The sequence below is a fragment of the Halorussus halophilus genome, assembly GCF_008831545.1.
Taxonomy (GTDB): Archaea; Halobacteriota; Halobacteria; order Halobacteriales; family Haladaptataceae; genus Halorussus; species Halorussus halophilus.
Map to the genome: position 1 here is coordinate 710491 of NZ_CP044523.1, position 24631 is coordinate 735121.

Annotated in this window: 27 protein-coding genes and 1 tRNA gene; 11 read left to right on the forward strand and 17 right to left on the reverse strand. The window is 62.0% G+C overall.

Annotation, left to right across the window (positions count from 1 at the left end):
• Window position 1 precedes the first annotated feature (1 nt).
• The 4 genes from F7R90_RS03495 to F7R90_RS03510 all read left to right on the forward strand — a co-directional run bounded on the left by F7R90_RS03495 (window position 2) and on the right by F7R90_RS03510 (window position 3793).
• The gene (locus F7R90_RS03495; protein WP_158055894.1) at window positions 2-1015 is read left to right on the forward strand and encodes a DUF7490 domain-containing protein; all 1014 of its coding nucleotides are present in this window, start codon (window positions 2-4) and stop codon (window positions 1013-1015) included.
• Window positions 1012-1326, forward strand: coding sequence for a hypothetical protein (locus tag F7R90_RS03500; protein WP_158055895.1), 315 nt, complete (start codon window positions 1012-1014; stop codon window positions 1324-1326). The genes F7R90_RS03495 and F7R90_RS03500 overlap by 4 nt, the downstream gene beginning before the upstream one ends.
• A gap of 345 nt (window positions 1327-1671) precedes the next feature.
• Window positions 1672-2265 (forward strand): DUF7344 domain-containing protein, encoded by a 594-nt coding sequence (locus F7R90_RS22005; protein WP_192498385.1) that lies wholly within the window; start codon window positions 1672-1674, stop codon window positions 2263-2265.
• A gap of 136 nt (window positions 2266-2401) precedes the next feature.
• Window positions 2402-3793: a helix-turn-helix transcriptional regulator gene (locus tag F7R90_RS03510; protein ID WP_158055896.1), complete on the forward strand. Its 1392-nt coding sequence runs from the start codon at window positions 2402-2404 to the stop codon at window positions 3791-3793.
• A gap of 7 nt (window positions 3794-3800) precedes the next feature.
• Here the strand turns inward: F7R90_RS03510 and ppk1 are convergent, their stop codons facing one another.
• From ppk1 to F7R90_RS03540, 6 genes are all read right to left on the reverse strand, one after another.
• On the reverse strand, window positions 3801-6245 hold the full coding sequence (gene ppk1, locus F7R90_RS03515) for a polyphosphate kinase 1 (RefSeq protein WP_158055897.1): 2445 nt from the start codon (window positions 6243-6245) through the stop codon (window positions 3801-3803).
• Window positions 6246-6247: 2 nt separating this feature from the next.
• Window positions 6248-6988, reverse strand: a complete 741-nt coding sequence (locus F7R90_RS03520) for a metallophosphoesterase (RefSeq protein WP_158055898.1) — start codon at window positions 6986-6988, stop codon at window positions 6248-6250.
• 292 nt (window positions 6989-7280) lie between these two features.
• Window positions 7281-7354, reverse strand: a tRNA-Ile gene (locus F7R90_RS03525).
• A gap of 137 nt (window positions 7355-7491) precedes the next feature.
• On the reverse strand, window positions 7492-8049 hold the full coding sequence (locus F7R90_RS03530; protein ID WP_158055899.1) for an FxsA family protein: 558 nt from the start codon (window positions 8047-8049) through the stop codon (window positions 7492-7494).
• A gap of 100 nt (window positions 8050-8149) precedes the next feature.
• Window positions 8150-9601: a zinc ribbon domain-containing protein gene (locus F7R90_RS03535; RefSeq protein WP_158055900.1), complete on the reverse strand. Its 1452-nt coding sequence runs from the start codon at window positions 9599-9601 to the stop codon at window positions 8150-8152.
• Window positions 9598-10782 (reverse strand): thiolase domain-containing protein, encoded by a 1185-nt coding sequence (locus F7R90_RS03540; RefSeq protein ID WP_158055901.1) that lies wholly within the window; start codon window positions 10780-10782, stop codon window positions 9598-9600. The genes F7R90_RS03535 and F7R90_RS03540 overlap by 4 nt, the downstream gene beginning before the upstream one ends.
• 9 nt (window positions 10783-10791) lie before the next feature.
• On the opposite strand from F7R90_RS03540, the gene F7R90_RS03545 reads away from it, so the two are divergent.
• Together F7R90_RS03545 and paaK are read left to right on the forward strand one after the other, a co-directional pair.
• Window positions 10792-11070 (forward strand): sensor histidine kinase, encoded by a 279-nt coding sequence (locus tag F7R90_RS03545; RefSeq protein WP_192498386.1) that lies wholly within the window; start codon window positions 10792-10794, stop codon window positions 11068-11070.
• A 51-nt stretch (window positions 11071-11121) separates the two neighbouring features.
• A complete protein-coding gene (gene paaK / locus F7R90_RS03550; protein WP_158055902.1) occupies window positions 11122-12408 on the forward strand; it encodes a phenylacetate--CoA ligase PaaK in 1287 nt (428 codons plus the stop codon).
• An 11-nt stretch (window positions 12409-12419) separates the two neighbouring features.
• Here paaK and F7R90_RS03555 read toward each other — a convergent pair whose 3' ends face one another.
• Complete coding sequence (locus F7R90_RS03555; protein ID WP_158055903.1) at window positions 12420-13121, reverse strand: LiaF transmembrane domain-containing protein; 702 nt, start codon at window positions 13119-13121, stop codon at window positions 12420-12422.
• Between the two features lie 72 nt (window positions 13122-13193).
• On the reverse strand, window positions 13194-13589 hold the full coding sequence (locus F7R90_RS03560; protein ID WP_158055904.1) for a PaaI family thioesterase: 396 nt from the start codon (window positions 13587-13589) through the stop codon (window positions 13194-13196).
• A 320-nt stretch (window positions 13590-13909) separates the two neighbouring features.
• On the opposite strand from F7R90_RS03560, the gene F7R90_RS03565 reads away from it, so the two are divergent.
• The gene (locus tag F7R90_RS03565) at window positions 13910-14797 is read left to right on the forward strand and encodes a 3-hydroxyacyl-CoA dehydrogenase family protein (RefSeq protein ID WP_158055905.1); all 888 of its coding nucleotides are present in this window, start codon (window positions 13910-13912) and stop codon (window positions 14795-14797) included.
• Entirely contained in the window at window positions 14794-15636 is an 843-nt protein-coding gene (locus F7R90_RS03570; RefSeq protein WP_158055906.1) for an enoyl-CoA hydratase/isomerase family protein, read from the forward strand. Before F7R90_RS03565 ends, F7R90_RS03570 begins: the two co-directional genes overlap by 4 nt.
• Here the strand turns inward: F7R90_RS03570 and F7R90_RS03575 are convergent, their stop codons facing one another.
• Together F7R90_RS03575 and F7R90_RS03580 are read right to left on the reverse strand one after the other, a co-directional pair.
• Complete coding sequence (locus F7R90_RS03575; protein WP_158055907.1) at window positions 15637-16374, reverse strand: SDR family oxidoreductase; 738 nt, start codon at window positions 16372-16374, stop codon at window positions 15637-15639.
• A gap of 40 nt (window positions 16375-16414) precedes the next feature.
• On the reverse strand, window positions 16415-17056 hold the full coding sequence (locus F7R90_RS03580) for a helix-turn-helix transcriptional regulator (RefSeq protein WP_158055908.1): 642 nt from the start codon (window positions 17054-17056) through the stop codon (window positions 16415-16417).
• A 372-nt stretch (window positions 17057-17428) separates the two neighbouring features.
• Here F7R90_RS03580 and F7R90_RS03585 point away from each other — a divergent pair, with 372 nt between their 5' ends.
• Together F7R90_RS03585 and F7R90_RS03590 are read left to right on the forward strand one after the other, a co-directional pair.
• Window positions 17429-17782 (forward strand): DUF7344 domain-containing protein, encoded by a 354-nt coding sequence (locus tag F7R90_RS03585; RefSeq protein WP_158055909.1) that lies wholly within the window; start codon window positions 17429-17431, stop codon window positions 17780-17782.
• Window positions 17783-17835: 53 nt separating this feature from the next.
• A complete protein-coding gene (locus tag F7R90_RS03590; protein WP_225741251.1) occupies window positions 17836-18441 on the forward strand; it encodes a DUF2391 family protein in 606 nt (201 codons plus the stop codon).
• Window positions 18442-18729: 288 nt separating this feature from the next.
• Here F7R90_RS03590 and F7R90_RS03595 read toward each other — a convergent pair whose 3' ends face one another.
• The 3 genes from F7R90_RS03595 to F7R90_RS03605 all read right to left on the reverse strand — a co-directional run bounded on the left by F7R90_RS03595 (window position 18730) and on the right by F7R90_RS03605 (window position 20134).
• Window positions 18730-19158 (reverse strand): RNA-binding protein, encoded by a 429-nt coding sequence (locus F7R90_RS03595; RefSeq protein ID WP_158055910.1) that lies wholly within the window; start codon window positions 19156-19158, stop codon window positions 18730-18732.
• Between the two features lie 82 nt (window positions 19159-19240).
• Window positions 19241-19861, reverse strand: a complete 621-nt coding sequence (locus F7R90_RS03600; protein WP_158055911.1) for an archaellin/type IV pilin N-terminal domain-containing protein — start codon at window positions 19859-19861, stop codon at window positions 19241-19243.
• Between the two features lie 84 nt (window positions 19862-19945).
• Complete coding sequence (locus F7R90_RS03605; RefSeq protein ID WP_158055912.1) at window positions 19946-20134, reverse strand: DUF1918 domain-containing protein; 189 nt, start codon at window positions 20132-20134, stop codon at window positions 19946-19948.
• Between the two features lie 279 nt (window positions 20135-20413).
• Between F7R90_RS03605 and F7R90_RS03610 the strand changes: the two genes are divergently transcribed.
• Window positions 20414-20740 carry a HalOD1 output domain-containing protein gene (locus F7R90_RS03610; RefSeq protein ID WP_158055913.1) on the forward strand — a complete coding sequence of 109 codons (327 nt, stop codon included), beginning with the start codon at window positions 20414-20416 and terminating at the stop codon, window positions 20738-20740.
• Window positions 20741-20745: 5 nt separating this feature from the next.
• On the opposite strand, the gene F7R90_RS03615 is transcribed toward F7R90_RS03610, so the two are convergent.
• The 4 genes from F7R90_RS03615 to pyrB all read right to left on the reverse strand — a co-directional run bounded on the left by F7R90_RS03615 (window position 20746) and on the right by pyrB (window position 24028).
• Window positions 20746-21576, reverse strand: coding sequence for a hypothetical protein (locus F7R90_RS03615; RefSeq protein WP_158055914.1), 831 nt, complete (start codon window positions 21574-21576; stop codon window positions 20746-20748).
• Window positions 21577-21622: 46 nt separating this feature from the next.
• Complete coding sequence (locus tag F7R90_RS22010) at window positions 21623-22525, reverse strand: hypothetical protein (RefSeq protein ID WP_192498387.1); 903 nt, start codon at window positions 22523-22525, stop codon at window positions 21623-21625.
• A gap of 130 nt (window positions 22526-22655) precedes the next feature.
• The gene (gene pyrI / locus F7R90_RS03625) at window positions 22656-23117 is read right to left on the reverse strand and encodes an aspartate carbamoyltransferase regulatory subunit (RefSeq protein WP_158055916.1); all 462 of its coding nucleotides are present in this window, start codon (window positions 23115-23117) and stop codon (window positions 22656-22658) included.
• Window positions 23114-24028 carry an aspartate carbamoyltransferase gene (gene pyrB, locus F7R90_RS03630; RefSeq protein ID WP_158055917.1) on the reverse strand — a complete coding sequence of 305 codons (915 nt, stop codon included), beginning with the start codon at window positions 24026-24028 and terminating at the stop codon, window positions 23114-23116. The genes pyrI and pyrB overlap by 4 nt, the downstream gene beginning before the upstream one ends.
• Window positions 24029-24631: the final 603 nt, after the last annotated feature.

A 24631-nucleotide genomic window follows, 5' to 3' on the forward strand; every position in this document is an offset into this window, starting at 1 on the left:
CATGAACCGCGAGACGTTGCTGGCAGGTGCTATCGTGCTCGTCGTCGCGGTCTCGTCGCTCGCCGCCGCGGTGGTCCCCGGCGCGATTGCCTCCCCGGACGACGACGTCCGGGAGGGGTCGCTCGACATCCAAGAGATGACCATCGCACCCGGCACAGTCTCCGGTGGCACGGCGACGTTGACCGTCGATACCCGACTCAGACACTGGGGCGGCCAGACAGAGAATGTCACGGTCTTCGTCCGGGCCGTCCACCTCGACTCCGGACTGGTCGAAACGACGACCGAGCAGTCGGTCGCTTCGATTTCGGACAATCGTGAGGTCTCCGTCGTGCAGAACCTCTCGGTCGAGCGCGCCGGTGGTTACCGCATCGAGACAGTCGTGTTCAGAGACGGCGAACGAATAGCCGAAGGGAGCAAGGAGGTGCGAGGCGTCGGCAGTCTCCAGCCCGCCTACGCTCGCACGAGCGTTCGCTTCCACTGGCAGAACGGCGGCGGTCTCCCGCCGGTCGAGTATACTGTCTCGGACGCCGAGGCCAACCGCACGACGCTGAACGTCTCGACGTACCTCACGAACGAGGGCGACGACGCGTCCGGCGACCTGCGAGTCGTGTTCACCGCTCGGCAGGCCGACTCGAACATCGTCGCCGATAGAGCGGCCGTCTCGGTCGCGACGCTCGAACCGGGGCGAACTGGAACGCCCAGCGTCGAACTGGCGGTGCCGAGCGAGTACAACTACTACCTCGACGCGGTGCTTTGGAAAGACGGCGTCGTCGTCGGCACCGTTCGAAGCGTCGCCAACCTCGACCCGACCGAAACACTGCAAGCCAACGAGTCGGTTCGCGAGGTCGGCATCGAGGTGAGCGACTTCGAGACGGATTCGGGCAAATCGAACAGTGGCGGTGAAGCCACGACGCTGGCAGGCGATGGTGGGTCTGGAAGCACGCCCGGTTTCGGCGTGGTCGTGACCGCGCTCGCACTACTCGGCGCGCTGTTGTTAGCACGGAGGAATCCATGACAGAAGCAAACGCAGACGACGCGGCGAACAGTACCGACAGACAAGACCGAACTCGCAGGCGCAGACGTCCGTCTGAACCACCACAGAATAGCGACTCTGACGCCCGAACCTACTTATTCCGGGGCGCGCTCGTGGTGTTAGGCCTCGTCGCCGTCGTCGCGCTGTTCGGCTTCTATCAGAGCGTCAACGCGGTCATCGACCAGTTCATCGACGGCAGGTATCGGCCGGTGTTCCGGGCGGCGTTCAACCTCGTCGTCTTACTGGCGGCCGGAATCGGCATCTCGTGGACGGTGCGAGAACTGAGCGAGTGACAGCACGAATTTTCGTCGCTCAGCCGAAAATTACCGGAGTTCTCCAGATTCATTATATGTGTGGTTTCGTAGAAAGTACGAGAAGAAAGACCGAAGCGACGCGTTCGTGCCCCGGATTGCAGAATCTAACGGGTGCATAATCACCGTCTGACGTCCGTCATTCGCTCGCACGTCACCCCGTCGCAGTCCGTCGATTGGGCGAACACTTATAACTTATAGGGCATCTGTAATTCAACTCCGTTTAAACCGTTTAATCGCAAGACGTGAACGGAATGAAACTCAGTAGAAATGAACAGTATTGCCTTCTTGTTTTATATGCTCCCAGTGTCAGTCTCCAGTTGACCAATGAGCGCCGAAGCGACCCCCTCCCCGAGCGAACGACGCACGAACGGTGAGAGCGATACTCCTGCTGACCTCTCGACAGACCAAACGTTTCACCTCCTCCAAACGCAGCGCCGCCGCGACGCGCTATGGTACCTGAAACAACACGACGGTCCAGTCGAGATGAGCGACATGGCCGAACAAGTCGCCGCCTGGGAGTACGACACGACGGTCCCCGAACTGCACTCGAACCAGCGCCAGCGCGTATACATCGGGTTGTATCAAACGCATCTCCCGAAACTCGACCAAGCGGGCGTCATCGACTACAATCAGAGCCGTGGCATCGTCGAGCGGACGCCACTGGCCGAAGAGTTCGACGCCTACTTAGAAGAGATATACGCCGACTCCGACCAGCGGAACGACGACGACGCCGACGCGTCCGACGGTCGTTGGTTCAACTGGCGACAAGGCACGACGCTGTTCGGTGCGGGCGCGTTCACGACGTTCTGGCTGAACCTCTTCCAGTTCGGCTCCGTTTACAGCCGCGCACTCGGCGTCGTCCTGAGTCTCGCTCTCGTCGTCCTCACAGTGTTCCAGTACGCTCCGAAAGGGGGGTGAACAGACAAGTTCCACAATCGCGTGGACTGGTGGTCGTCGAGTCCGTTGCTTGCCGAACCTCCACTGACCCGCCCTCTTCGCAACGAACTCGACGGAACACGCACTCATCAACTCCACGCGGACATAGAAGAAGAAAATGAAGAAACGGAGTACGAAACTGGCCCGACAGCATTTCGCAGAGTTACTACTAGCAGCGTGTCTCGTCTTGTCCGTCTGCTGGCTCCCGATAGTCGGTGCGACGGCAAGCGGAACCGCTACCGAGGAACGTTGGATTACGGAGACGAATCGAACCGGCGACTCGATAATCAAGACTGTCAACGGAACCGCCTACGTCTGGCAGTCCGAAACGCACTCGATCACGGTCAACTTCACCGCGAAGCAGTCAGACGCCCACTACTCAGTCTGTCTCTACACGGCTTCGAGTGACGAGCAAGCGTCCGACGAAAATCGACGCGAAATCGACTGCCAAACCGTATCGAGGGCCGAAAACGGGTCCGTCGAGAGCGTCACGATAGATGCAAAGAACCGGAAACTCAACAACCGGACCGTGACCGTCGAACTCTCGAAGTCGTTCTCGGACCAGGACGAACCGCTCGACACGCGCACCCTCGATTACGAGGTCGTCCGAAAAGACGGTGACGAGGACCGCGACGGTCTGACGAACGCCTACGAGGTCGAACACGACCTGAACATCACGAACCCCGACATCGACAAGGACGGCTACTCCGACGGTCGCGAAGTCAAAGTCTACGGGACGGACCCGAAAGACCGAGACACCGACGGAGACGGCATCCCCGACGGGGCCGAAATCAAGAACGGGACGAACGCGAACGGAACGGCGACGGCGACCGAGACCACCCTCGGAGAGCGAACGAGCAACCGGACGCAACCGAGAAATCAGACCGAACCACCGGCGTTGTCCGTCCCGATTCGAAGCGAGTTCATCATCGCTGGCTTCATCGTCCTCGGCGGTGTCAGCGTCGTCCTGCTGTGGCGATACGACGAACGAGACGGCCAAGGTGACCACGGTGGCCGTGGAAGCGACCACGGCGGCAGTGGAAGCGAAGGTGGGGTCTCGATGCCGACCAGTAGCCGAGCCGACGTACCGACGAGCAGCACACAGACGCCGGGAGACGCCGCAAGCACGCAGTCACGCTCGCCACCCTCCATCCCGGACGACGAAGTGCTGCTCACCGACGAAGACAGACTGTACGAACTCATCTACGAGAACAACGGCCGGATGAAGCAGGCCGACATCGTCGAAGAGATGGACTGGTCGAAGTCCAAGGTGAGCCGACTCCTCTCAGAGATGGAGGAGAACGGCGTCGTCAACAAGGTCCGCCTCGGTCGCGGCAACGTCATCTATCTGGAGGAAGCGACGCCAGACGCGGCACTGAATCCACAGTGGGCGCGTGACGAGGCAGACGAGAGTGAGACAGACGAGGCGAATGGTAGCGACGACGAAGCGAGAAATAGCGACGACGAGGCGAGTGGTCGCAGCGAATCGAACGACGGCGACGAAGAGTAAGGCTCGCTTATCGACGACTCGGGTCGGTCTCTCGTTGCTGGTTTACCTTCTCGGCGGCTTCGTGCATGAACTGCTCTTGGGCACTGAGACGCGGTCTGCCCTCGGGACGACACTGCTCGTAGCTACCGTCGGCGTTCATCCGCCAGCGCTTCGTGTTGTCGGAGAACAGTGTATCGAGGACGTGGTCGAGTCGGTCCTGCAGCCCCGAGTCCTCGATAGGCGTGACCGCTTCCACGCGGTTGTCGAGGTTTCTGGTCATCATGTCTGCCGACCCGATGTAGTAGCCCGGGTCGTCGTTCTCGAAGTGCCAGATGCGGGAGTGTTCGAGGAACCGACCGACGATGCTGTAGACCGAGACGTTCTCGCTCACCGTCTCTAAGTCGGGGCGAAGCCGGCAGATGTCTCGAACGAGAAGGTCAACGTCTACGCCTGCCATCGACGCTTCGTACAGTTCCGCGACGATTTCGGGGTCTTCGAGGCGGTTCGCCTTGGCGACTATCTTCGCCGAGTCGCCGTTACGGGCATTCTCTGCTTCGTTCCGGATGAGTTCCACGAACCGCTCGCGCATGTTGCCCGGTGCGACCAGTAGCTTGCGATACTCCTTGTGCAGCGAGTGGCCCGTGAAGTAGTTGAACAACTTCACGAGGTCTTGGCCCACGTCCCGGTCTGCAGTGAGCAGTCCGAGGTCTTCGTACTGCTTGGCGGTCTCGGAGTGGTAGTTGCCGGTGCCGACGTGCGAGTAGATTCGCACGCCGTCGTGGTGGCCGACTTGTGCGACTCCGCCGTTCGGGTCGTTATCGGCCACGTCGGACTCGTCGCGCACGACCAGCGACGTCTTGGTGTGGGTCTTGTAGCCAATCGTCCCGTAAGCGACGTGGATGCCCTCCGCTTCGAGCTTCTTGGCCCACTCCAAGTTGTTCTGCTCGTCGAATCGGGCTTTCAGTTCGACCATCACCGCGACCTGCTTGCCGTTCCGGGCCGCGTCGATGAGCGTCTGAATGACCTGTGAGTCACTCGCAGTACGGTAGATTGCCGCCTTGATGGCGAGGACATTTGGGTCGTTGGCGGCTTCTTCGAGGAACTGCTGGACCGTGCCGGTGAAGGAGTGGTACGGGTGGTGGACGAGGATGTCGCCAGACCGAATCTCGTCGAAGATGTTCACCTCGTCCGGCCTATCGCTCGTCAGTCGCGGGTGGGGCTTGGGCGTCCAGTCGTCCAACTTCAGGTCCGGTCGGTCGAGGTCGAGAAGGGTCATGAACTCGCGGAAGTCGAGGGGTCCTCGGCGTTCGAAAACCTCACGCTCGTCCAGGTCGAGTTTGTCCGTCAGCAGGTCGCGCATCTCCGACCGCGCATCGTCTTCGATTTCGAGTCGGACGACGGTGGCGAACCGCCGCTCTTCGATGACCTCCTCTATCATCTCGATGAGGTCCTCTGCGACCTCCTCGTTCCGACCGACTTCGGCGTTCCGGGTGACGCGGAACGTCGAATAATCCACGATTTCGACGTTCGGGAACAGCAGGTCGAGGTTGTCTGCGATGACGTCTTCGAGGACGACGAACCGGTCGGAAGCGGTTTCGAGTGGATTACTCTCGCCACTCCGGTCGTTCTCCTCGCCTTCGTGGGCGTCACCGACCGGAACTAGTCGCGGTTGGTTCTGTGGCACCTTGACTCGCGAGAACTTCGGCGCTGCGCCTTCCTCTTCGCGGGTCAGCACCGCGAGCGAGAGGCTCAGGTTCGAGATGTGCGGAAACGGATGCGCGGGGTCGAACGTCAGCGGCGTCAGCGTCGGCAGGATAGAACTCTCGAAAAACGCTCGAAGCTCCTCGCGTTCGCCGTCAGTGAGGTCGTCGTAGTCCAGTATCTCGACGCCGTGTTCGGCCAGCGCCGGGCGAATCTCCTCGTGGTAGCACTCCGTCTGGCGCTCGAACATCGGTCGCGCCATCGCCAGCACTTCGTCCCACTGTTCGCGAGGTGTCCGGCCGTCCGGCGTCTGTTCGGTCACGCCTGCGGCCATCTGCTGTTTCAGCCCACCGACGCGCTTGCGGAAGAACTCGTCTAAGTTCTTCGTGAAGATGGCGAGGAACTTCACCCGCTCAAGTAAGGGGTTGCGCTCGTCCAGTGCTTCGTTCAGGACTCGCTTCTGGAACTCTAGTTCGCTGAGTTCCCGGTTGAGGTAGTACTCCGGGTCCAAGAGGTCGATTTCGTCGTGAGAGTCGGACGGCTCTTTCGGAAGTTCAGGCGACGGTTCAGGAGTCTCGGCGTCCGATGTGGCGTCCGAAAGAACCGAACTAGACTCGTCGGCCGGGTCGGCGACCGAGTCGTCGGTCGAGTCGGCGACCGAGTCGTCGGGGTCGAGTCGGTCCTCTGGAGTGGTTGGCTCGTCGCTCGAAGCTTCAGTCGAAGCGTGGTCGTCGATCTGTGCGTCGTCAGAAATTGGTTGCTCGCCGTCCATGCCTAAAACGCGGGCGAGTGGTCGCTCTCGGTATCGACGATCTTGTCGTCACTCCGCCCTTGGTACGTTTCGAAGGCAGGAACGGTAATAACGTCGTCGCCGAAGTAGTCGTAGGCGGTCAACTGGCCGCCGTAGACGCATCCGGTGTCGAGCGCGACTGCGTGGTCGCGCTCCATCGGTGCTTCGTGGACCGTGTGACCGAAGAAGACGCGTTGTGGTCCCTGGAAGTCGTCGTACCAGAACGGGCCGTCGTACGAACTTCCCTCGGCGTACGGCGCGCGCATGTTCAGCAACTCCTGCGGGTCGTGGTCGGCGTACTCCTGCTTCGGGTCGATGCCACCGTGGACGACCATCGCACCCTCCCACGAGATGACGAGCGGGAGCGAGTGGACGAACTCTGATAGCTTCTCGGAGAGACCGATGTCCTTGTCGCCGCGAACGAGTTTGTCTTCGTTGTTTCCCAGCACGCTCTTGACGTTCTCGCGCTCTTTCACGAGTTCGAGGACACCCGCGCTGTCTGGACCTTTTCGGACGAGGTCGCCGACGAGGACGACCAGTTCGTCGTCGCGCAAGTCGAGTCTGTCGAGCAACTGCTCGAACTCCGCTCGACAGCCGTGTACGTCCCCGACGACGTAGATTTCTTCCCACTCTTCGACGTCGATGCGCTCGTGTCGAGGCTCGACGCCTTCCCCGAAGGTCGGTCGTGCGTCGCTCTCGCGTCGCTTTAGCTGTGGGGCGCTCATGACAATGTAGTTTCCTCTAGGTTGAGCGGGCCGCTATTAACTCATTGCTAATAGACATATATAGGGCTTCAGGGCGGGGTTGTGAGTGGGGTTGGCATAGTCCGGTAGCTCGAACGACTCCGCCTCCGCTCCGAATGCTCGCAGTTCCGATACTACAACCCGTGGCTGAAAGATGCGAATCAGGGACAACGAGGACAGTAGTCACTCTGCAAGAAGTTGAGTCCGAAAGTTAAGGGGCTGGGGAGGAATTTTTGCCCCGTTTCCCTCCGACAAGCGCCGTCGGGAATTGGGATGGGCCAACGCGGATTTGAACCGCGAACCTCCCGGTTATCAGCCGAGCGCTCAACCTGATTGAGCTATTGGCCCAGGTGAGCGCATCTAATCGTTGCGCCGTCGAAGGTTTAAGGGTTTCTTTTCGGGGCGACTTCGAGAGAGTTTCACGTTGCGAAAGAAGGTGACAGACCGGCGTTCCTGCGCGCGATTTCGTACCTCGTCGAGACTCACTACGCCTGCTCGTCGTCGTCTTCGAACTCGATGTCGTACGAGTCGTCGTCCATCCGGTAGGTGTCGCCAGAACTACCACCGGACGACCCGCTACTGCCTGTCGAACCAGCGCCCGCGCCGGACGCCGCGTCCTCGGGGTTCGGGAAGCCGAAGGTGTAGACGTTCCCCGTCGCGAAGCCGCCGGTCTTCTTCTCGACGTAGGGTTTGACGACCCACTTCTGGACGGCTTTGCGGACGACGATGCGCGACGGCGGGAACGCGAGCAGGAACCCGACCGTGTCGGTGACGAGACCCGGTGTCAGCAGGAACGCACCCGCGGCGATGAGGAGCGCGCCGTCGGTCAACTCGTCGGTCGGGACCTCTCCTTTCCCGAGGTTCTTCTGGAGTTTTCGAATCGTGTGTCGGCCCTCTGCTCGGACGAACACCATCCCGACGAGCGCAGTCAGCACGACCAGGGCGACGGTCAGCACTGGCCCCAGTTCCGTCGCCACGTAGACGAGGAACAGGGCGTCGAGGAAGGGGATGAGCAGTAGTCCGGCCAGTATCCGCTTCACCATTTTCGTGTCTGGTTAGCGGTTCCGGGGCTAAAACCCTTTAGGTGCGAAGGGGTTCGGCGGAGGAGAACTGCGACTCGTCTCGTTCAAAATCCACCCTTGCTCACTGCGTTCGCTTCGGGCGGATTTTGAACCCGTACCGCGTCACGCCCTCCTGCGTGTAGATTCGTCGAATCGTCGTCTCGATAGCATCACCGATTTCCACCGACTCTGCGCTCGGCCCGACGACCTGTGCGGGGATGCTCACGCTTCTACCGTCGGGGCCGTCCAGTGCGACCACGGCCACGCCAAAGTCACCCGACTGCGCCTGTTGCTCGGCGAACTCCGGCGGTGCGCCACCCTGCGAGATTGTCGTCGCGGCTTCGACAGTTCCGGTGCCAGTCAGTGGCACGTCGTCGTACGACTCGACCAGCGTCTTGCAGGCGTTGCACGCTCCCTCCGGCGGGAAGTTCAGCGCGCCACAGTCAGGACATTTACCAGCAATCAAGCGATGGCGTTGGTCCAACGTTCGCCGCCACGAGGGGACGCTGACGTAGGCGCCGCCACCCGAAGGCGGGCCTGAAGTCACCTCGCCGCGCTTGCGGAGGTACTCGGGGTAGTTTATCCGGTCGTCGCCTTCGAGTGAGAGCGAAGCGGGAATCTCCACGCTGGCGCTCTCCACGACCAGCGCGTCCGCGCCCGCACCGCTCCCGTAGGCGACCGCGAGGACGCGCTCGTCGCCTCTCGCGAGGGCTTTTGCGAGTCCGAGCGGAACGCTGGCGGCACCGGTATCGCCGAGTTCGTGAACTGTCACGCCGCGCTGAATTCCGTCTGTGCTTACGCCGAGCGCACCTGCCGCGCGGTAGGGCAGTTTGCCGTTCGGTGCTTGCACGACTGCGGCGTCGAGTTCGTCGTCTCCAATCTCGATTCGTTCGGCTGCGTTCCCGAGCGTCTCGGTGAACGCTTGCCGGTCGTAGCTCGTGACGCCAAGTCCTTCGACGGCCTCACTGCCGGACTGCCGGAAGCGCGTGCCGGGGTACTCGTTGGCGTACTCTGCTCGCTGGGTGATTTCGGCCCCATCGTTCTCTCCGAGGACGAACGCGGCCGCACCTGCACCTGCGGCGTGGTCCTCCGCGCTGTCCGGTTCGCCGCGCGGGCAGTCGCTGGCAACGACGAGGCCGACCCCCGAACTTTCGTCTTCCCACGGTCCGGCCGAAAGTGCGGCGTCCAATGCCCTCGTCCCGGCGCGCGTGCTACCGGTGAAGACGTGGCGCGTCGCGTCGTCGCGCACGTCTAACATGCCACCGAGTCGCGCTGTCAGGTCTTCTTCGGCGAATGGCGGCGTCGTGGACGCGAACGCGAAGAACGCCACGTCGTCGCCGTCGCGACCTGCCGCGTCGAGCGCTCGACTCGCGGCCTCGTAGGCCATCGTCACGGCGTCTTCGTCGGCGTCGGCGACGGCCTTCTCTTCGACTCCGGGGGCGTGGAACTGCCCCCACGCAGACTCGAACTCCTCGGCGGTGATGCGGAACTGGGGAGCGTACGCGCTGACGGCTTCGATTTTCGGGAGAGTCATTCTGCCACCTCCTGTTCCCGCTCTTTTTCGAATACGTGAACGACGGCCGCACCACCGCTCCCGCCGACGTTGTGAGTCAGGCCGCGAGTCGCGCCCTCGACCTGTCTGTCGCCTGCCTCACCTGAGAGCTGTTTGAACGCCTCTGCGACCTGTCCCGCGCCGGTCGCACCGATTGGATGTCCCTTCGATTTCAGCCCACCGGAGGTGTTGACCGGTATCACGCCGTCGAGGGCGGTCGCGCCCGATTCGGCGAGTTCGCCTGCTTGCCCCGGTTCGCAGAAGCCCAAGTCTTCGTAGGCCAGCAACTCCGCGATGGAGAAACAGTCGTGGACTTCCGCGAAGTCGAGGTCCCCCGGTTCGATTCCGGCCCGGTCGTAGGCGGTCTCGGCGGCGCGCTGGGAGGACTCGATGCCGGTGTAGCTGTCGCGCTGGAAGAGTCCCACGGCGTCGCTCGCGGCACCGACGCCCGCGATTCGAATCGGGTCGTCGGTGTACTCTGTGACGACGTCTTCGCTAACGACGAGAGCGGCGGCCGCCCCGTCCGTAGTCGGACAGCAGTGATACAGCGTGAGCGGGTCTGCGACCGTCTGGGCTGATTCGGCGTCCTCTAAGGAGCATTCGAAGCCCAACTGAGCGTGGGGGTTCTTCGCGCCGTTGCGGTGGTTCTTCACCGCGACGTGGGAGAGTTGCTCGCTGGTCGTACCGTACTCGGCCATGTGTGCGTCGGCCATCTGGGCGTAGACGCCAGCGAATGTGGTTCCCGAGAGTCGCTCCCACTCGGTCTCGCCCGAAACGCCGAGCCAGTACTTCGTGGCGTCGCTCGACGTGTCGGTCATGATTTCGACGCCACCCGCTAACACCACGTCGGCCATGCCGGAGCGAACGGCTTGAACGGCCTGTCTGACCGCGTATCCAGAGGCCGCACAGGCGTTCTCGACCCGAGTCGTAGGAATGCCGTGCAGGCCGACGTGTTCGGTCGCGGCAGGTCCCGAAAGTCCGAGTTGTCGGCCGCCGACTCCGAGCGTGCCGACGACGGCCTCGTCCACGTCGTCGGCGTCGATGCCATTCGGCACCGACTCCGTCGCCCGCTCGAAGGCGGTGCGAAACAGCGACCGGTAGCTTTCGTCGGGGAACGACCCGAAGTCAGTCTGGGCCGCACCGACGAGGTAGGCGTCGCGCATGCCTCGACTGTGGGGGCCGCTCTGGAAATAATTGCCGTTGTCAACTGGTTTGGTTCCGGTAGTTATGCCTCGTGTCCCTTCGTCTGTACAGCCCACCTGGTCGTCTCGACGTACGACGACAACAAAGCGAGTGTCTTCGAATCGGGCTACTCCACGAGCGACGGCGGTGCCGGACTCGGCCTCTCTATCGTCCGGCAACTCTCGGAGGCCAACGGCTGGGACACGTCGGTCGCCGACGCAGATAACGGTGGTGCCCGCTTCGAGTTCACTCGCGTTCGGACCGAGTAGCCGGACAGTAGCCAAACAGTTTTGCTACTCTCTCACAAACCACCAGACGACATGCCTTACAACGAGGTAGAAACTGCCTCCCGCGACGACCTCCGAGCGCTTCAGGACGAACGACTCGCGGACGTCGTCGAGTACGCCTACGAGAACGTCGAGTTCTACCGCGACGCGTTGGACGAGGCTGGCGTCTCGCCCGCCGACGTCGAGAGCGTCGAGGACATCTCGAAACTCCCGTTCACGACGAAGGAGGACTTTCGTGCTGAGTACCCCGACGGCCTGTTCGCGGTCGACCACGCGGACGTCAAGCGGATTCACGCCTCCTCGGGAACCACCGGGAAGCCGAAGATCGTCGCCTACTCCGAGGACGACCTCGGCGTCTGGCGCGAGGTGATGGCGCGCTCGCTGTACGCCGCCGGAATCCGAGCGGACGACGTGGTGCAGAACGCCTACGGTTACGGCCTGTTCACCGGCGGTCTGGGGTTCCACGATGGCGCCGAAGAACTCGGTGCTTGCGTCATCCCGACCGGCGGAGGCAACACCAGCAGGCAACTCGACATGCTCCAAGACTTAGAGAGCGACGTGCTGTCCTGCACGCCGTCGTACTGCCTCTATCTCGCGGAAGTCGCCGAAGAACGCGGTATCGACCCGACCGACCTCCCGCTCTCGACGGTCGTCATCGGTGCCGAACCGTTCACCGACCCGATGCGCAAGGAGATAGAGGAAGCCCTCGACGTGACTGCGGTGGACGTGTACGGCCTCTCGGAAATCATCGGCCCGGGCGTCTCTATCGAGTGTGAGCACGCACAGGAGGGTCTTCACGTCTGGGAGGACCACTTCTACCCCGAAGTGGTGGACCCCGAGACTGGCGAACCTGTCGAGGAAGGCGAGCGCGGCGAACTCGTCCTCACGACGCTGACGAAGCAGGCTCTCCCCGTCCTGCGATACCGTACCGGCGACATGACCCGCCTCGACTACGAGAAGTGCGAGTGCGGCAGAACTGCGGTTCGGATGGACAACGTGACCGGGCGCGCCGACGACCTACTCATCGTCCGCGGGGTCAACGTGTATCCGAGCCAAATCGAAGAGGTCATGCTGGACTTGGACGCCGTCGCGCCCCACTATCGCATCGACCTGCGGCGTGAAGGCAATCTGGACCAGATGGAGATAACGGTCGAGTACCACGAAGACTTCGAGGACAGTCCCGCGGAGCTACGCGACCGCATCGAGGCGCGACTCGACGAGATTCTCGACGTGTCCCCAGACGACCTCTCCGTGGTCGAACCCGGCGACTTAGAGCGGACAGAAGTCGGGAAGGTAAAGCGCGTGTTCGACCACCGCTGAAAGCGAGCAACTCAGTCGTTCACGCTCACGGCACCGAAGGCGGCGAACCCGGTGACGACGAGGTCAACGTCCTCGTGCTCTTCTTCGCGGCGAGGGCGCTCGTCCTCGGCCGCGCCGAACAGCGGCAGCACGTCCATCTGGACGTTCCAGTCTTTGGGGACGACGATTTCGACGCCGCCGAAGGCCGCGGTCGCGCTGATTCGTGCGGGGCCACTGCCGCCCTCGATAGCCGCGTCGCGGAGGTCGAGTTCGACGCCGCCGAACAGGGCGGTGAGGTCCGCACCAGCGAACGACTTCGACGTCGCGCGCTTCTCGCTCCCGCCGAACAGCGCGACTGCCGAGACGAACTCGTCACCGACTGCCTTGGTCTTCGCGCGGACTCTGCCGAGTAGGATAGAGACGCCGAAGACGACGACTAACAGTGGCCAGAGTTGTGCGAGGTCGCCCGCGGCGACGACGTCCAGCGCGACGAGTTGCCACGCACCCGCGACCAGTACTATCACTAGCGGTCCCGCGACGTTCCGGAAGTCGCTGGCGAGGAGCGCGTAGACGCCCACGAGGACGAACAGCGACGGGACATAATCGAGCAGGAAGCCGGTGTCGTACAGGTCGGTCGTGTTCAACAGGAGTAGCACTCCAAGTAGAACGACGAGCGCACCGAGGATGGTCTGGCTAGCTGGCCTGCGTCCAGAGTATCGTGAAGTAGTTGCCATGTAACTAGTACGTCGGATTCAGAGATAAGATTATACTGGGATTCTCGGCACCTGAGAATCTCTACACCCAAATTACGGCATATACACCCGGCCGCGGAAGATGGCGATTCGCTCGTAGGCTTCGTCGGTGATAGTCACGTCGTAGCTTGCAGTGGCTCTGCTCTCGTGCAGTCGCTCGGCGTCCGCAGTCAGCGTCTCGCCGACTTCCACGGCGTCGAGGTACGACATGTTCGTCTCCAGAGCGAGCGCGGTGTCGCCCTCTGCGTTGGAAGCCGCCGCAAAAGCGGCATCCGCCAGCGAGTAGACCGCGCCGCCGTGGGGCGTCCCGTGGAAGTTCAACAGGTCGTCAGTGATGGTGAGTTCCGTCGTCGCCACACCAGGGCCGAGGGCTACCAACTCGACGCCGAGCGTCTCGCAGAACGGGTCCGACTCGATTCGCTCGCGCTGTTCGTCGGAGATTTCGGGCATAGGCGTGGTTGGTGGTGTGTTCGTTTATAAATGTGCGTTCCACCCGGAGGGTTCTGATTTGAGTTGTATCGCCAAACGAGTGAGCGTCAGCGAACGAGTCGGTTGGGAGGGAGTGGCTTTCGCAGTGGCGGTGCGGAGGTCGTACTAGCACACAGCAGACGCGAGAAATCTGGCCGCTGGGCGGCCAGATTTCTCTGCGTCCCTTTTTTGATCCACATTTTTTGCGCGAGTGGTGGTCAGCGCGCTCTGCGCGCTGAGCCACCCGAGCGGAAAAAGGTGGTGTATAAACGTTTAACCTTCCTCCGGACGCGAATTTTGCCATGAACGTCGGCGTACTCGGAGCCGGAACGATGGGGCACGGTATCGCACAGGTCACCGCGATGGCGGGCCACGACGTAACGATTCGAGACATCGAGACGGAGTTCGTGGAGAACGGTATCGACGCAATCGAGGAGAACTTGCAGGGTGGCGTCGAGCGCGACAAGGTGACGCCAGCGGAGAAAGCGGCCACGCTCGAACACATCTCGGGAACGACAGACCTCCAAGAAGCCGTCGAAGACGCAGACCTCGTGGTCGAGGCTGTCCCCGAAGAGATGGACCTCAAAAAGCAGACCTTCGAAGACGTGGCCGAACACGCCCCCGAGGACGCGGTTATCGCGTCGAACACCTCCTCGATGTCGGTGACGGAAATCGTGAGCACGCTCGACAATCCCGAACGCGGCATCGGTCTCCACTTCTTCAACCCGGTCCACATCATGGCGCTCGTGGAAGTCGTCGTGGGCGAACAGACCAGCGACGAGACTGTCGAGTTCGCCACTAACTTCGTGGAGGACATCGGCAAGACTGCCGTCGAGGTACAGGACGCGCCGGGGTTCGCGTCCTCCCGACTCGGCGTCTCACTGGGCGTCGAAGCCGTCCGGATGGTCCAAGAGGGCGTCGCCAGTCCGAGCGACATCGACGACGCGATGGAACTGGGTTACAACCACCCGATGGGTCCCATCGAACTCGGCGACGTGGTCGGACTCGACGTGCGACTCGACATTCTCGAACATCTCCGCGAGGAGTTGGGCGAGCGGTTCCGCCCGCCACAGATTCTCCGCCGCAAGGTCCGCGCTGGCAAACTCGGCAAGAAGACCGGTGAAGGCTTCTACGTCTGGGAAGACGGCGAAATCGTGGGGACGAGCGGCGACTGGGGTGACGAGCAATGAGCGATTCTGACGAAGCATCCGATTCCATCGGAAGCCCCGAAGCAGTCGGCGCAGAGTGCGAGACGGTGAACGTCGCAGTCGGCGACCAAGTCGAAGGCGTCGCCACCGTCACGCTCTCTCGACCAGATGCACGAAACGCGCTGAACGCACAGGTTCGCGCCGAGTTGAAGGATGTACTCGATGCAATCGAAGCCAGCGACGTGCGGGTCGTCGTCCTCACTGGCTCTGAGGAGTCCGGCGCGTTCGTCGCCGGAGCAGACGTGAACGAACTGCGCGAGCGCGGGCCATTCGAACAGCGCGAGGCCAGCAAGCGCCCCCGCGTCTACGAGTACGTGGACGACCTGAAACAGCCCGTGATTGGGGCAATCAACGGCCACGCCTTGGGTGGCGGTTGTGAACTCGCACAGGCCTGTGACACCCGTATCGCCCGTGAGGGTGCCAAGCTTGGCCAGCCAGAAATCAACCTGGGCATCATGCCCGGCGGCGGCGGCACCCAGCGACTCCCGCGACTGGTCGGCGAGGGCCAAGCGATGCGGTTGATTCTCTCGGGCGAAATCATCGACGCCGATGAAGCCCACGAAATCGGCCTCGTGGACGAGGTACTCGGCGAGGACGACTTCGAAGAGCGGGTCTACGAACTCGCGGGTCGAATGGCAGAGAAGAGTCCGCTGGCGCTCGAATTTGCGAAGAAAGCCGTCAAGGCGTCCAGTCGGATGGACTTAGAACAGGGCATCGAACACGAGGCCGAACTGTTCGCCCAACTGTTCGCCTCCGAAGACAAGAACGAAGGCATCGACGCCTTCTTCGAGGACCGCGAACCGGAGTGGCAGGGGCAGTAGTCAGCGCATCAACTCGCCGCCGTTGACGTTCAGCGTCTCGCCCGTGACGAAGCCAGCGTCTCGGAGGTAGGCAGCGGCGTTCGCGATGTCCGCCGGTTGGCCGAACGCTTCGAGCGGAATGGCTTCCATCTCTTCTTCCTTTTCCTCCGCAGAACGGTCGGCGGTCATATCGGTCTCGACGTGACCCGGTGCGATGGCGTTCACTCGTATCTTCGGGGCGAAGTCCTTCGCGTGGCTCTTCGTGAGTCCTAACAGTCCGGCTTTCGAGGCGGCGTAGTGACACTCGATGGGAGCGCCGGTGTAGGCCAGAATCGAGGAGACGTTCGTCACCGAGGGCGTCGGCGAAATCTCTGACTCGCGGAGTTCCCCTAGCGCGGCCTTCGTGACGTTGAATGCGCCGTTGACGTTCGTGTCCATCACCCGGTCGAAGTCCGCCGGTGAGAGGTCCTCAGTGAAGACGTGCTGGTCGATGCCCGCATTGTTGACGACGTGGTCGAGACACCCGAACGCCTCCACAGTCGCATCCACGAGTTCTTCTGCCTCTTCGGCGTCGCTCACGTCTGCCCGAACTGCGACCGCCTCGCTGTCGGTTCGGGTGCCGATGTCGTCGGCGACGGTGCGCGCCTGTTGAGCGCTCTGGACGTAGTTGACCGCGACGTCGAACCCGTCGTGTGCGAATCGCTCGGCGATTGCGCGACCGATACCTCTCGAGGCCCCGGTGACGAGTGCCGCTGGCATGCTCCCGATTCGGTCTGGAGTCGCTTGGTAGTTGTCCCGGTCAGTTCGACTCGTCCGGTCGCGTCGCGTCCGACCGGTAGTACCCGTACACTTCGCGTCCCCAGTCGAGTGCCTCCGGCGTCTCGTTGCTGATGATGCCCCGAAGTTCGCCGCCTTCAGCGTAGACGATGACCGCGACGCCGGTTCGTTCTCCTTCGGAGACGACCAGTCCAAATGGCAACTCCGCGTCCGTTATCGTGGCCGTGAATCTCCCAGTCGCGGCCGCCTCTTCGAGCATCTCACCGTAGTCGGTACCGAGGTATTCGATAACTGGCGGTTCGAAGACGAACTCGGCAGTCAGGTTCTCATCGACGATTTGTTCGTAAAAGAGTTCGACGTACGCCGGGAGCGCGACCGGAGCGAGTGCGACTACCTGTTCGGCCCCCTCGACGAGTTCCGTCACGCGCTGGACTGGGCGGTTCGGCGCGTGACGCTCGGGAAGCACGATATCGCTCTTGTTGAGTAAATCTGGCGTTATCGGCGCGTCGGCGGGGAGTTCCGAGAGGAGATGAGCGTGCCGGCGAACTTCGTCTGCGACAGATGCGAACGACTGATACCGTTCGTATAGTAGTCGGCCAAGTAGCGTGAGTTGAACGCCGTCTTCGATTTCTTCCGCCAGATGGTGAGCCTCCAGTTCACGCACCGCTTTGTACACCGTCGAGCGCGAGAATCCGAGTTAGTCTCGGAGGTCACGCTTGCTCGTCGGTCCCGCAGAAAGCCGGTCGAGAAATGGCGCGCGCTTTACGACGGTCTTAATGAGTTCCCGACTCTCTCGCTCGGACTCGTCGCTCATACTACGCCCCCTTCTAGATGTCCCACGTTCTGTGGCAACATTCGACACACAACACCGTATTCGTTTCGGCCTGACTTGTTCACCTCGTGATGTTTCGACTGTCGAAACGAGTTGGATTCACTCGAACGGTCGCCACGAACCGAAACACGTCCGGGAGGATACAATAAGGTGCCACCAGTTCTAGGCCGAACGTGAAGCGTTCCACTGGGACGTGAGGCAACTATGTTAGGAAATCGAGACGGGGGAGAACTGTCGGGTTCGTCCGTGCCGAGAGCGGCCAAGCGAGACGCCATCCGGAGTTCGTTGTCGTCCGCGATGGAGAACTCGATTCGGCGACACGTACTGCAGTATCTAGACGAGACGGACGGGAGCGTCGAACTTGCAACACTCGCGGCCGCCGTTGCGGAGTCGGCAGACGGACGAAACCGTGACCGCATTGCCCTCGAACTGCATCACAACCATCTCCCGAAACTCGCAGACACTGGATTCGTCGAGTACGACCACCGAGCGAACGTCGTCGTCGGGACGCTCCCCGCGTGGACAGAGTCGTACCTCAACTCCCCCACGGACTGCTGAGCGCGTTCGTACTGTCACGACCCTTTATCCTCGGTGCGCGGTATCTCGTGGACATGAACCACCGCGAGGAGTCGGAGGCACACGAGAGCGAGTCTGACTCCGACATGGCCCGACCACCGGAGAACCCGGACATGACCGATCTGTTGGGGGAACTCGAAACGCTCGAAGAGACGGTAGACGACCCCGATGAACGCCAACAAGTTCGGGAGACGATGCGCGTCGCGCGTCGGGTTCGCCCCGGCGCGTTCGGCCGGGTCATCCGCGGATTCGACCGTCACGACGCCGCCGAAGCATTCGTCGGGAGCGTCCTCGTCGGCGTCCCGATGGCCGTCGAGGAAGGGACGCTCGAATCCGGTGCGTTCGTCGCCGCACACCCCTTCGCACTCGTCGGTACACTCCTTGCGACCCTCGGACTCGTCGTCGGTGTGCTGTACGTCGCAGAGATTCAACAGGTCGAAATCTACAAGCCACTGTTCGGCGTCGTCCCGCGCCGCCTTCTCGGAGTGCTCACCATCTCCTACGTCGCCGCCGTCGTGATGCTAACCACGTGGGGGCGCGTCGATTGGACCGACCCGTGGCTCGCGATTTGTCAGACGACGGTCGCGTTCGCGCCGATGGCGCTCGGTGCGGCACTGGGCGATATTTTGCCTGGCTCGTGACAATAATGTGATTGGAACTGGCACAAAGTATATCAATGCACTTCGTGTACTGTTAGCTGTTCACACGGTATTCCGGTGAGACGTATGCAAGAATGTCCACACTGCGGCTCGGAACTGAGTCGGCGGACCAGCTCTCAAACGCTTCGAAACGGCGACCCTCTCGGCGGGAAATCTCCCGGTTCGGAACTCGTGTCTTGCCCGGACTGCGACGGCGTAATCGACGGGTTCTCCGCACACTAATCGCCGACTCTACGGTCCCCGTTTTTTGCAGCAGAAACCAGTAGTCGCTCAGCGTAGGCGTTCCAGCGTCTCGCGAGCGTTCTCCACCGCGGCTTCCTTCTTCGCGGGGTAGGCCTCGACTTTCGCCCGGAAGGTGATACCGTCGCCCAACGCGACGTCGCCACGGTACGCCGCCTGTTTGTCGAGTCGCAGGAAAAAGGAGCAGTTGTCGTCTACGCGGTTGCCGAGTTCGTCGAGGACGCTCTCGATGTTCGGCAGGTCGGCGAGTTTCGAGAGGACGTGGCGCATCTCGTCGGCGCGCTCTAAGCGCGCGGAGAAGACGACGATTCGGTCGCCGTGGTGTCCTTTGCTCTCGGCGCGCTCGACCTCGAACTCCTCGGGCAGGAACGTCCGAATCGCCTGCTCGACGCGCTTGTCGTCTTCCGTCGCGTAGCAGAACGTCCGCAGATCGACGTAGTGAAACGGAACTTCGGCCATTACGCGAGCGTAGGACGCCCACCCTGAAAAAGTCGTTCTGTTCTCCGCTGTCGGGTCAGACTGCGACGACGGTTCGTCTTCCTCAAACGGAGACGGCCTTCTTCTGCGAGAGCGACGGCGGCACCGTCACTTGGTAGACCGTCACTGCGCCGTACTGCGTCGTTATCTTCACCGAAGCTGTCTCGCCCTCTTGGAGTCCTTTCCCGTCGTCGTCGTAGTGAGCCGTGTTGATGGAGAGACGGAATCGGTCGTCTTGACTGGCCAGCACGGGCACGCTGTTTCCGGGGTCGCGAATCGGGCTGATTTCGAACTGGTCTGCGTTCGGGTCGATGAGGTACTTCTCGTCCACGATGGTCGCGTTGCTCCCGACGAGCGTCGTCGCCGTATCCGGTCCAATCCACTCGACCGTGGCCGTCGAGAGGTTGATGTCGTCGGCCCCGGCACCGCGCATGACGGTGAGGTTCACGAACTCGACGCGCTCGTTTGCGACGTTACCGTACGCGCTCGTGACGACGACGCGGTTGCTCACCTGCGCGCTGGCTTCTTGGCCGGTCTGTTCGGACTTCGTTTGGAGGAATCCCGCCGTATTGATGAGGACGCCTGCGGCGATTGCGGCGACCAGCACCATCGCGATGAACACGATGAGCGTGCCGATACCCACCTGACCACGGTCGGTCAGTCGGGAACGAATCGTCTCCCTCATTATTTCTGTTCGACGTATCGAAGTTCAGATACAAATAACTACGCATCGACGGGTGGCCGACGACGATAAATCGCAGAAGGGACGTTACTCTTCGTCTTCGACGGCTTCCAGCGAGTCCTCGGGGACGCCGGTCTGCTGGCCGTCCTCGAAGCTGATGGTGTACGTGCTGTCGCCGAACATCGTGTCCATGACCTGCGTAATCGTCCCCTCTTGGCCGTCGTAGTCGCTGTGCTCGTCGTGCAGAATGACGGTGTCGTCTTCCTCGAAACTCATACGACGACCTACCCCCGCGCGCGGTAAAAACCACCCGGTTCGTCACTCGCGAATAGACTCGTCGCTGGCGAATCGCAGGACACGTCGCGGTTATCTTGCCACCAGTTGGAATTATGCTATGTTAAATTATGTCAAAAATTAGCACTCCTTCGACCCCCTGTTTTTATTTACGTGGCCCAATTGGTAACAGTCAGTAGAAACTCGACCGTCTCAGTCACCGTTTGGACACTTCGACCCACCACCGTCGAGTGACCGGCCGTCGAGTACAATTCGCCCGAAATGATGGAAGATACAATCGCACTCTCCGATCTCGACATCGAGCTCGAACAGGACGCGTCGGCAGGCGTCTACCACGCACAGTACGACTGGACGAGTCCAGAGCCGCTCAGCACCGTCGTGGTCCGACTCGTCGCCGCGATCACCGACACGGACCCGCTGGAACTGGAACCGCTCCGCGACCGCGTGGACCCCGACGCGCTGGACGAACTGTTCGCACCGACAGTTGACGGTCGGCCTCGCGCTGTCGGACAGGTTACGTTCCCCCTCGCAGGCCACCAGGTCGTCGTCTCCGGCGAGGGCGAGATCGAAATTCGTCGGAAAGAGTAGTTCCTTCACTCCGGGCCGCCGTGCGAAACGCCGTCACGAGCGTCTGCTTCCTTCCGTCGGAGTGCGGCCCGCGCGTTGCTCGCGTCGTAGCCGAAGTACACGTCTTCTGCGTACGCGTCGGCGACCTCGGCGGCGTGGACGAGGTCGTCGAGGTCGATATCGACCGCGTACAACTCGATGCTGAACGGCGTGTCCAGCACGTCTTCGAAGCCGCTGGCGATGACTTCGAGCCAGTAGGTCGTGGCGTAGGCCATGTCGTACAACGGGACGACGAACTCGTCTACGTACTCCTCTAGGGCCTCTAAGTCGAGTCCGGCGCGCTCGTAGAGGTGCCCGGGATACGGGTCGGGATACAGCGTGAAGTAGGTCTTGCCGGGAATTCGGTCGGTCGCTTCTGCGACGAACTCCGTGATGACGTTCGCGCGCCACTCCTCACGGTCCTCGAAGTCGCTCTCTTCGAATAATCGGTTACACCGCTCGCAGTAGCAGTACTCGGCGCGCGGGAAACCGACGTCGTCCAGTCGCACGTCGGGCGTGACTTCGGCGCAATCTTCGACGATTTCGAGCAGTCCTGCCCGATAGTCGTCGTGAGTCGGGCAGACGTACGCCCAGTCGAAGTACGGTCGCTCGCGGGTCGCTCGCTCGCCGGACTCGCTGACGGGGACGAGACCCGGGGTGTTCTCCGCGGCGGCGTTGTCGCCGAAACAGGAGACCATGCTGACCGCGCCTTCGACCGGCTCTGCGGCGCGGCCGGTTACGTCCTTGACCTCGTAGAAGCCTACGTCGAACTCCGACCACTCTAACTCGTCGGGGTTGCGCGTGACGACGCCGAACATATGCGGCCGTTCGGTCGGCACCGGGGTAAGTCGTTCGTTCGCCTCGTCAGTTTCCGCCGGTCGTCGGGTTCGTTGCCGCGGCGTTCGCGGTGGCAGCGGTCGTGGCGTTCGCTCCAGTGGCCGTCGCGTTCACTCCTTCGGTCGATTCGACCGTCCACTCCGACGCGACACCGGTCTTGACGACTGCGAGACCGACGGTGCCGTTTTGGACCGTGATGTCTGGCTGGGCACCGTTAGCCGCGGTCGAATTTGCTGAGTTGGTCGAGTTGGTCGAGTTGGTCGAATTTGCTGAGTTGGTCGAGTTGGTCGAGTTGGTCGAATTTGCTGAGTTGGTCGAGTTGGTCGAGTTGGTCGAGTTCGCCGCCGCAGTCGCGCGCTCACCAATCGTCGCGTTCTCTCGGAGGTCTGCCGCTTCGACGACGACCGTGTCGATGTCGATGCCCACGACGGTGTTGTTTCTCGTCGTGTGGCTCTCGATGACCCTGTCTTTGACCGTCGGGTTGATGAGGTCCGCGCCGGGGACGTTCAGCACGGACTTGTTCCGGACGACGATACTCTCGGCGGTCACGTTCATCAGCCGCCCTTTCTCCACGAAGAAACGCCCGACTGAGACGTTCTGGAGGGTGACGTTCGTTTCCGTGGCGTTCGGCGTCGTCACGTTCTGAACGACCAACGTCTCGACGGTCGCGTTCTGAACCGTCGCGTTTCGGAGGAGCCACCGCTTGATGGTGGCGTTGTCCAGCGTGACCTTGTACTGCTGGGCGGTAGACGAGTGCGCAGTCGCCTCGGGGAGTGCGTCGGCAGAAGCGCCACCAGTGGCCGGTGCAGGACGGTGAACGGGGGAGTCCGAGCGTTGCTTCGGAGTTTCGGAGACTCCGACGACGGGAGCGACTCCGGCGAGCAGAAGTAGTGTCGAGAGGATGACCGTAGCGAGTACTCGTACCTTCATCTCTCTATCGGCTACTCCGACACCGAAAATAAACGAAAACGACCGTTCGGGCCGTTTTAGCGGAGTAATTCGACGTTTCGATGACGGTATCCTGCGCTTATCTCGCGGCGGTGCCGAAGTTCGACTCCCGCTACTTCACGCTGATGTGGGCCGCGAGGTCGTCCCGGACGATGGTCTCGCAGTACTCACAGCGCACGCCGTCGTCGAGTACGTCGAACTTCGTCTCGACAGGTTCGCCAGCGTTCGTGATGCAGTTGTGGTTCGGACACGAGAGGACGCCGACGACGCGCTCGGGTCGTTCGAGATGCTGTTTCTCCGCGACTTCGTACTCCCGGATGATGTTGATGGTCGCCTCGGGCGCGATGAGCGACAACACGTCCACCTCGTCTTGACTCAGCTCTCTCCCCTCTACCTTCACGATGTCCTTGTGGCTCATCCGGTCGCTTGGGACGTTCATGCCGACGCTGACCGCCTCGCCTTCGGAACCGTCGATGCCGAGGATAGCGAGGACGTTCAAGGCCTGGCCGCCGCGAATGTGGTCGATGACGGTGCCGTTGCGAATCTTGCTGACGCGCAGTTCGTGGTCGCTCATTGGTCTTCCTCCAACATCTGGTCGAGCAGTGCCATCCGCACTGGGACGCCGTTGTGCGCCTGCTCGAAGTAGTTCGCGTACTCGGTGCCATCGACTTCGGGCGCGATTTCGTCTACTCTGGGCAGCGGGTGCATCACCGTCAGGTCGTCTTTCGCGGCGTCGAGCGTTTCGAGGTCGATGCCGTACTCGCCCGCTATCTCCTGATACTCGTTCTCGTCGGGGAACCGCTCGCGCTGGATGCGCGTGACGTATAGCACGTCGAGCGACGGCAGGATTTCGTCTAGTTCCGTGTGCTCCCGAACCATCGCACCGGACTCGTGGAGGTCGTAGCGAACGCTCCGTGGCAGTTGCAGGCTCTCGGGGCTGATGAAGTGCTGCTGGGCGTCGAAGTTCGTCAGCGCGTGGGCCAGCGAATGGACGGTGCGACCGTATTTCAGGTCGCCCATGATGCCGACGTTCAGGTCGTCCAGTCCGGCGTTCTCCCGAATCGTGTAGAGGTCGAGCAAGGTCTGTGTCGGGTGATGGCCCGCGCCGTCGCCCGCGTTCAGCAGTGGCACGTCCACGAACTCGCTGACCATCTTCGCCGCGCCCTGACTCGGGTGGCGAAGCACGAGCGCGTCGGCGTAGCCCTCCACGACGCGCATCGTGTCGGCCAGACTCTCGCCTTTCTTCACAGAGGAGGAATCGACCGGTCCCATGTCCACGGTCTCGCCGCCGAGTCGCTTGATGGCCGTCTCGAAACTCATCTTCGTGCGCGTGCTCGGCTCGAAGAACATGAGTCCGAGGACGGCGTCCTCGTGTCGGTCCCCGAACGCGCTCACGTCGGCGTCTATCTCGGCCGCGCGGTCCAGTACGGCCTCGATGTCCGCCCGTGAGAGCTGTTTCGCGGTGATGAGGTGGTCCTCGCGCATTGGTTGGTATGGGTATCGGAGCGGCCTTGAATCTCTCGGAGTGTGTTTCAGGGTGGTATTCTTGGTTATTTTTTGCTGTCGTTACATCCGCGAGCGGGGTCCCTAGAAGTTGGTCCTGTGATAGCTACGAATACGACGACGGGAATACCGTCGAGAATCCGACGAATCATCGAAAACGAAGTGAAGCTAGCTACTCCCGAAGCCGATGAGAAACCGCAACCGCACAGCACCGCGACAGCCACACACCTCCCCAGCCGATTCCTTCGTTCGTGCCCTTTGGGCACTTCACTCCGTCATCCCTCTCGCGACTCGTCGGACCACAGGGGTCCGACGGCGCGCGCCGCAACTCAAAATTCGTGTCATGTATTCCTATAACTTAAGTGGCGCGTGGGGTCGCGGCCTCGTGCCGCGACCTGTGCGCGCGAGGGACGAGGATTGCAGGCCCGAAAGACGCGCCGTAGCGCGTCTTTCGTACTGAAACCCACAGTCGGTTGGGGAGGAACGCGAGGCGCGCGGGCGGTTACGCGAGCGAATGTGAGGGTGGCCTCGGCGGACGCGGTTTGTCCTCCGGTGGTGCGGAGAGTGGGCCTCGGATTGCGAGGG